The sequence below is a fragment of the Chitinophaga sp. genome, from assembly GCF_036569125.1.
Taxonomy (GTDB): domain Bacteria; phylum Bacteroidota; class Bacteroidia; order Chitinophagales; family Chitinophagaceae; genus Chitinophaga.
Map to the genome: position 1 here is coordinate 1 of NZ_DATCRF010000492.1, position 8,404 is coordinate 8,404.

Annotated in this window: 6 protein-coding genes; 2 read left to right on the forward strand and 4 right to left on the reverse strand. The window is 48.0% G+C overall.

Annotated elements, in window-relative coordinates; all coding sequences use genetic code 11:
- The 4 genes from VIM87_RS18485 to VIM87_RS18500 all read right to left on the reverse strand — a co-directional run.
- Positions 1-812, reverse strand: an 812-nt coding sequence (locus tag VIM87_RS18485; protein ID WP_414649654.1) for a GntP family permease, incomplete at its 3' end; no start/stop codon positions are given.
- A gap of 40 nt (positions 813-852) precedes the next feature.
- Positions 853-3,897 carry a lantibiotic dehydratase gene (locus tag VIM87_RS18490; RefSeq protein WP_331998426.1) on the reverse strand — a complete coding sequence of 1,015 codons (3,045 nt, stop codon included), beginning with the start codon at positions 3,895-3,897 and terminating at the stop codon, positions 853-855.
- A gap of 15 nt (positions 3,898-3,912) precedes the next feature.
- Positions 3,913-4,638, reverse strand: a complete 726-nt coding sequence (locus VIM87_RS18495; RefSeq protein WP_331998427.1) for a LytTR family DNA-binding domain-containing protein — start codon at positions 4,636-4,638, stop codon at positions 3,913-3,915.
- Positions 4,639-4,646: 8 nt separating this feature from the next.
- A complete protein-coding gene (locus VIM87_RS18500; protein ID WP_331998428.1) occupies positions 4,647-5,741 on the reverse strand; it encodes a sensor histidine kinase in 1,095 nt (364 codons plus the stop codon).
- A gap of 368 nt (positions 5,742-6,109) precedes the next feature.
- On the opposite strand from VIM87_RS18500, the gene VIM87_RS18505 reads away from it, so the two are divergent.
- Positions 6,110-7,285, forward strand: coding sequence for a lanthionine synthetase LanC family protein (locus tag VIM87_RS18505; RefSeq protein ID WP_331998429.1), 1,176 nt, complete (start codon positions 6,110-6,112; stop codon positions 7,283-7,285).
- A gap of 92 nt (positions 7,286-7,377) precedes the next feature.
- Positions 7,378-8,404: AMP-binding protein (locus VIM87_RS18510; RefSeq protein WP_331998430.1), on the forward strand; the 1,027-nt coding region annotated here is incomplete at its 3' end.

The following is an 8,404-nucleotide window of genomic DNA, read 5'->3' on the forward strand; positions in this document are numbered from 1 at the left end:
CCTATAGACAAGGCCAGCACAGGATCGCCCAGGGTATGGAAGAAACGTAAGGTACCGTTGGTGGTTTTCTCAATATTGGTAAAGGCGCCTATGGCAATCAGCAAAATGGGTACTACCACCGGTAAAAAGGCCAGCCATACCGGCGGTGCGGGGTTGTTAGTTGCTTCGGTAGTTTCCGTTTGCTGCACTACGGGAATTTTTTTACCTGCATAATGCGCCCACCAGCCGCCTGCAATGGCTGCCGGAATGGCCACACAAATACCCATCAGCATTAATTTTCCAAAATCAGCGCCTATGGTTCCTGCAGCTGCAGTAGCGCCGGGGTGGGGCGGTATCAGGCAATGCACCGCATACAAACCGGTAGCCAGGGATACAGACATTATAACCACGGAAATGCCTGTACGTTTTGCCAGGGATTGGTTTAAGCCGCTTAATACAATGTAGCCGGAATCGCAGAAAATAGGCAGGCCCACAATAAAACCCGTAAGGCTCATGGCCACCGCAGCATACCGTTCTCCCACGATCTTTAATATAAAAGCCGCCATTACCCGGGTGCTGCCGGTATGTTCCAGCAGCACGCCCAGTGTGGTGCCCAGCGCTATAATAAAACCCAGGGATTTCATGATGTTGCCAAAACCATCTTTCATGGCTGTAATAATATCTGCTACAGATAGCTGTACTGTGAGGCCGGTTACAAAACAGGCCAGGAACAGTGCAAACAGGGCATGTACGCGGTATTTGGCCGTAAGCAGTATAATAACGCCAATGCCTGACAGTAATGCAATTAATACCTGTATCAGATCCGTGGTCATGCGTGGAAGGGTTTAATTACACAATATAATAAAACCACTTTTAAACGCCGCCCTGTCTTGCTACCGTAGACCGGTAATGTTTATACAGCACACTGTAAAGGATCATTTCATAACGGCGCTGCGCCATATGGAACAGGCGGTTAATGTGCATGTGCAGCAGATCGCCGGCCAGCTGTTGTAAGGCCATGCTGTTACGCTTTTCCAGCAATGGCGGCAGCAGCTGCGCCCAGGCGGGCGCGGGGCGCGTGGTTTGTAACAGCTGCTGTATCTCAGCGGTATGCTGCCGGTAGTACTGGTTGTAAATTTCCTTTTCTTCTTTTCCGGGGTTAAACTCCCGTTCAAAAGCATCCTGGTAATGGGTTACAAAAGCCAGTTTTTGCGGCAGGGTAAAATGGAATAAGGTCAGCAGGTCATCAGCATACTGCAGTGCGCTGAACAGCAGGGAAGGGGCCTGCGCTGCATCTGTGTGCTGTTGCAGCAACTGCAGCACATAGGTACTATCTGCATAAAAAAGCTGCTCAATAGCTGTTATATCTTCCGCGCCATAACGTTCCAGCTCCCGGCAATAGGTATCTGTTTGCACTTTCCACACAAAATGGCTTTGTATGGCATGCTGCAGCGTGGTTTGCAGGTGATGGATCACTGCGCCGGTATGTATAACATTGGTTAAATGAAAACGTACGCGCAGGTGCGGTTCGGGATCCTGGTAGCGGATAAAGAACCAGCGGTCGGCCAGGCCATGCAGCAGGAACAGCTCTGCCGCTGCTGCAATGGTATGCTGCAGCAGCTCATTGGCGTAATGCGTGCTGCAATACAGCTTAAAATATAACCATTCCGATCCCACTGCAAAATGCCGCTCCGGCAGGGTAACGGGTGTTTGCAGCACAGGATCATTGGCAGGTGTTTCATTTTTTACCACTGCAATGATCTGGTGGGCGTAAGGTTTGTTGTGCTCATCTTTCACGGTGCCGGAGGCATATAAGAACTCTTTCAGCACTATTTGCTGCTGGTCTTTAATGGAGCTGATGAAAGCCTGTATGCTGGCCATATCTTCCTGGTCTACCAGCAGGTGTTGGTCGCCATTGGCCAGCACAAAAAAGGGCGGCAGCTTCCATTTGCCGGCAAACAGGTAAAAGGCGGCCTCGCCACCGGGCTGCAGCAGATCTTTATAATGGTTTAAGGATAAATGCCATTGTGCCGGGCAAAGGATCACCTCCCGGTACTGTACGCGCGGAAAAAAATGTATGCCCGGTAACGTTATATTCCATGAAAAGCTGAGCGCTGTTTGTTTGCCCTGGCCCTGCAGCTCGCCCAGCAGGCGGTACAGCGGCAGGGTATTAAATACATAGTTATGTGCATTGTCTATACGCGGCAGCACATTTTTTTCATGCTGGGGCGAGTACAGGATCAGCTCATTGTTTTGCAGGGTTATGTACAGGTCTGAAACAGCGAGCTGTCTTTCCGGCGGCAGGGAGGAATGCGCCAGGTAAGGTATTTCCAGGCAACGCACGGCAGGGTGCTGTAAAATATTCCCGGTCCTGTCCTCCGGCAGGTGCACTACGGAGCTTAAGATGCTGCCCGGGTGGCGGCCCTGCTCAAAGGCATGAATAGATTGCAGCAGTGCGCGGATGCTGGCATCCGTATGGCCAAAACGCCCTATCAGTGCGCTGCCGCTGGCGCCGCCCGCATTTTCCATTAAGATAGTATTGCCATCATTCACAAAGCTGAACATCACGGAAAAGGTAGCAGGCAGGGGCTGCAGCGTAACTTTTTTACGCAGCCCGTTGATCTCCGCATCTGTAAATGTTACGGTGTAGTCGTCGTGTTTAAACGCCTGTAATAATTTTTCCGTGATCAGGGCTTGCACCTTTTGCCGGTCGGGCGTATCCTGCGCAGGGTTGTTAGCGGTAGCGCTGGCAAAGCCCTGCAGCGGCTGGCCATCCAGCTCAATGCCGCCGCCCCCGTTGGTGATAATGCCGGTATCGGGGTCAATGATATGTGTAAGGGGTACTGGTTCCGTATCATAGCGGCTGGCAAAAACAGTTTTCAGCTGCTGCAGCCAGGGACTGTCTGTTTGCCCGGCACACAATACCTGCAATACTTCCAGCGCGGCGATAATATCTTCCTGCAGCTGCTGATGTATGGTTTGTTCCCTGCAGCCTGCGGTACCATCCAGCTGGAACAGCCGGTTTTCCTGGAAGCTGAAGCCTGCTGCATTTAATTGGTTGCCGATGTTTTCCAGCGCAGCGGGCAAATAGCCGGCAGCCGGCGCTTCCCGCAGCTGTTGCTGCAGCTGTAATAATTGCTGTAAGTAATGGCCGGTTACTGCATCGGGATTTGCTGCGTGTATAGGTTCCAGTATGCGGATGATGCGGTCTAAATAATCCACACCCGTTACCTGGAAGTGCAGGTTGCTTTCCAGCAGCTGTGATTGTATCAGCGCTTCCAGGTATTGCTCCGCTTCTGCTGCGGGTACCTGTACCTGTGCAATAATATGATCGCGCAGCGTATAAAAAGCGGTTTCCTTTTTCCCGCACAGCGCTAATAAGTGCATCAGCAGCGGCGTGGCAGCCACTGCGCTCACCTGGTATTTGCGCTGGCTGTTTTCCAGCTGGTATTCATAATACCGGTATTCATTGCCTACTTTATATACAGAGGTGTTAAAACGGTAGTGCAGCTGGTGACGGATAGCTTTGTGCTGTTGCAGCTCCTGTACCAGCGCGCATAAAAAATCCACATCAAGGCGGATGTGCCGCTGCCATTTGCTGCTGTCTAAAGTAATACGGGTGCCGGCGCCCCATTGCAGGGTGGTGCAGCCGGAGAACAGGCCAAATGGCGTGGGCCTGCTGCGCATACGGTTGTAATACTTGGTTAAGCTGTTCTGCAGCTTCTGCTTTTTGGAAACATCTGTTGCGCCTGCCTGGTATTTGCGGCATTGCTCGTACAATACAGGGGAGGCCAGGTGAATGGCTTCCATAAAAGCAGCGTCGTTCAATAAAGTGGTAATGTCCGGCGTTATGGCAGTTTCCTCAAATGGTTTAGCAGGACACCTGCATAGCAGTGCCGGAAAAAAGGACAAACCCATACGTTATGGTTTTGATTAAATAGGCTTCTTATTCCCTATGATCGTTTGTTTCAGCAGGTCGAAAAATGCCTGCCGGTAGGTTTCGCTTAATGGTATGCTTTCTTTTACATTCTTCAGAAATATCTGGTTTCCCTCAATAATTTTTATTTTATCAATAGATATGATGTACGATTTATGTACGCGGATGAACTGGTCTTTAGGCAGATCGTTGTCCAGGTCTTTCATGTTCAGCAGGGTCATTACCTGCTGCTGATCCTTGTGAATCGTTACATAGTTCTTCATGCCTTCTATGTACACGATCTCATCCAGCTCTATCTTTTGCAGCTTATTCTTGGCATCTGTTTTAACAACAATGTAGTTTTTTGTTTGCTTGGTTTGATTGTCCTCTTCGGCAAAGGTAAGCTGGTTCATGGCTTTTTGCACGGCTTTCAGAAAGCGGTCGAACGAAATTGGTTTCAACAAATAATCCAGCACTTCGTACTCAAAACTTTCCAGCGCATACTCTTTAAAGGCAGAGGTGATGATGATCCTGGCCTTGCCTTTCATAAGCTTAATGAAGTCCATGCCGGAAAGCTGCGGCATGTGCATGTCAATGAAAATAATGTCTACATCCGTTGCTGTTATTGCGTTCAGCGGATTGTTGTAAGTGCCCCTTAGTTCCAGGAAAGATACTTTTTCAATGTAACTTTTCAATAGGTCTATGGCGTGCTGTTCGTCATCTATTATAATACAAGATAGCATAACAGTAATTACAGGTTTAGGTTAAGGGTGACAGTGTACAAATTACTATCCTCTTCAATATCGAGGTTATATTGATCGTTGTTATACATCAGGCTTAATCGTTTCTTAACGTTGGCCAGGCCAATTCCACCGGAAATTCCTGATGGGAACGGTACTTTTTTCTTGTTGCGTATAAAAAAATGCAGCTGGCCGTCGTTCATGTAAATGTTCACCTGTAGCGGATGTGCGGCATCCTGCAGGTCTCCGTATTTAAAAGCATTTTCAACAAAGGTGATCAGCAGCAGGGGCGCTATTCTGCGGAACTTAAATTCCACCGGCTCGCCGATCTTTATTTCCGTATACAGCTCGTTATTAAAACGAAGCTGGTGTATCTCTACCAGGTTAATAATATGCTGGATCTCTCTTTCCAGCTCTACTTTTCCCTCTTCATCATGGTTATCCAGCGCATAGCGCATAATGTCTGACAGCAGCATTACGCTTTTGGATGCTGTGGCCGAAACCGTTCTTACCTGTGTGTAAATGAAGCTAAGTGTGTTAAACAGGAAGTGCGGGTGGATCTGGTAGCGCAGGTAACTGAGCTCTGTGCTGAGGATCTCCTTTTCCAGTGAGGCCTGGCGGCGGCTTTCCTCTATTCTCAACTTATCCAGCTTACGCAGCTGGCGTTCTTTGGCAATGGTGTTCAGCGCAAGATAGAAACCATAACTTAACGATATAAAATAAATGAAACGGAATACCCGTAGTAATATAAACGACTTTATAGTTTGTATGGTATACAGTGTAGGAATTTCGTGGCTTTCCAGGTTATGGGTGATCATGTAGTTCAGGCCCAGGTACAGCACACAAAGTAAAAAGGTGAGCAATACCAGCAGGGGCGCCCTTTTGCGGCCAAAGGTATAAGGGAGTATGAGGTAGGTATTTACATAAAAAATAAAGGCATTGAGGATAAAAAAGATCAGGGTAGAGAACAGCGTAACCTGTGAGGGCTCTATGATCATTACAATGCCGTTCTCATAGAAAAAATACAATACCCATACCAGGATATGCAGTCCCAGCCTGTTTATGAGGCTCTTGTGACGCAGTTCATCAGGAATTATTGTTGCCACATCGGTCATCTGAGGAAGCAGGGTGTTTTATATAGAAAAAGGGGATTTCGTGTAATCATCAGGCTATCTTATGTAATTAATTTTTGTTGCTGCCATGTTCTGTAGATATTTGGATTGTAATTACATGGCACGGTAAAAAATATGGTTAAACACATTACAAACGTTTCTTTATGGAAAACTTATTTAGAACCACAGGCAAATTGCTCTTCGAAAAAAGAGTAGTAATAAAAATAATAAATAATGAGGTAACCGACAAGAAAAGGCAGGCATATCATACCGTGCCTACTACGCTCCCTACTACGATTACAGGGTTTCACGCAGGCAGTTAGCGAATGGTTTTTATTTGTTCTAACTAATATTGTCAAACGATGATAAAACCCGAAACCCCGGAGAGCCACGTGCTTGAACGAATTACAACCATTATCGACAGGCAATTTTATGAAAGACCGGGGTTTGGGATACAGGATATTTCATTCGCGCTCTTTTATCACTACCTGTATAAAGTAACAACAGATAACGATCATTTAACACGACGGAACCAGTGCCTGGAAGTAATTATAAATGATCTGGAACAGCAAGACAGTGCCACCGCAACCTTAGGAAGATACCCGTTTTTTTTTAACTGTCTGGCGCATCTGTTGCAACAAATACAAACAGAAAATTTGGCATTGCAACCATTGGTGCAACGTATAAATAACTGGAACAACCGGCTGGTAACCGATACTGAATTTGACATCACAACATTGCCCGCAATGGGTTACCTGACAGGTTGGGCCGGAGTGCTGTACTACTTTAAGAATTTGCCGGCTACGTTTGAACCAAGGCAGCTTTTACTGGACCGGCATTTTGAGCCCATTGCCAATCATGTGCACTGGATGTGTGAGCAGGAACTTTTTCTTTTGCCGTACGAAACCAGGGAAACGGATATGGGATTGGCAAAAGGCATCTGCGGATTACTAATGATAGTAGCAGATGTTGCACACCTGGTAAGCCGGCCGCAAACAGCCGGCATTATTGGAAGCTGTGTACACCAGTTGATAAGATTACGGCAGGAAGTAGACCAGTCCGCTGATAAATGCTCTTTTTTTCCTTACCGGATCGATAATGAACAAAAGGTAGCATTGTACAATAACAGCCTGGGCTGGGACAGCAGTGATCTGGGACAGGCATTGCTGCTTTGCAGGGCGGCGCTGTTGTGCAAAAATTCAAATTACCTGCGTATGGCAGAACTGATAGCGCTCAACACCCTGTTAAGAAAAAACGAAACGCATACCGGCATACACGATGCCACTGTACAATATGGCGCTGCCGGGGTTGCTCTTTTATATAAAAGATTATTTGCCTTCACAGGCAGAAAGGACCTGCTAAAAGGATATCATTACTGGATGGACCAAACCCTTACGCTGGCGCAGGCTGCGCTGGAAAAGGAGGGGCCGCCTGAAGAGAACACCGGTATACTGGAAGGACTAACCGGCATAGGACTAACCCTTTTATCCCGCAAATACGATTACGCAGCAGACTGGAGTAAGATCCTATTAGCCTAGAACGGATATGACTATGTAGTATTTAACCTGCACTTTCTAAGTCACTTATGGAACAGGAATTAATCCCACCGTCACTGACGGAAGCCCTCCTCATGCTTAAAAATGAGGCACATACCGGCATTACATTTATAAGCGGCAGCCAGCAGGAAACCTTTGTTCCCTACAAGCTGCTGTATGCGCAGGCGCTTAGCTGCCTGGGTTATTTACAGCAGCAGGGCATGCAGCCTGGTAATGAGCTGGTATTACAGGTAGATGATAATCACACCTTCCTGGTAAGCTTCTGGGCGGCCCTTATGGGCGGCATACGCCCGGTACCGCTGGCTGTAGCGCATTATACGGAGAGCAACCAGAAACTGTGCAGGATCTGGAAGATCTTAAACCACCCTTATTTACTTACTAACCGCCGCGTACATACGAACCTGGAAAAGTCTGCCGATGACCCTGCAATGAACATGCAGGAGATCTTATCCGGCGGGCGTTTGCTGTTGTTTGAAGATATGATGCAGCATGAGCGGGAAGGGAATATACATATGCCTGCGGCAGATGATATTGCGTTCATCCAGTTCTCATCCGGCTCAACCGGCACCCCTAAAGGCGTTACGCTTAGTCATCATAATGTGATAACGAACGTAAGCGCCATCATCAGCGCAGGCGCCATTACAAGGGCAGATGCTACCTGCAGCTGGATGCCGCTTACGCATGATATGGGTCTTATTGGCTTTCACCTGGTACCGCTGGTACTGGGTGCGCAGCAATATATGTTACCTACCGACCTGTATATACGCAGGCCGGCATTGTGGTTACAGGTACTCTCCGCCCATAAGGCTACGCTCACCTCATCGCCTAATTTTGGTTACAAACATTTGCTGCAGCGCTTAGATGTTAATGCGCTGAAAGATATTGACCTCTCCTCCGTCCGCCTGATCTTTAATGGTGCAGAGCCCATTTCCATGGACCTGTGCCGCACTTTTCTTGCTGCCATGCAGCCGTATGGTTTACATCCGGATGTGATGTTTACCGTATACGGCCTGGCCGAAGCTACGCTGGCCGTGGCTTTTCCGCCACCGGCCCGCCCGCTTACGGGCATTCGTCTTTCCCGTTTGCGCCTGGGCGTAGGCC

What these genes read in the sequence shown, in the direction of transcription:
- VIM87_RS18505 (WP_331998429.1), top strand. Translation starts at nt 6,110, where the DNA reads ATGATAAAACCCGAAACCCCGGAGAGCCACGTGCTTGAACGAATTACA.
- VIM87_RS18490 (WP_331998426.1), bottom strand. Translation starts at nt 3,897, where the DNA reads ATGGGTTTGTCCTTTTTTCCGGCACTGCTATGCAGGTGTCCTGCTAAA.
- VIM87_RS18495 (WP_331998427.1), bottom strand. Translation starts at nt 4,638, where the DNA reads ATGCTATCTTGTATTATAATAGATGACGAACAGCACGCCATAGACCTA.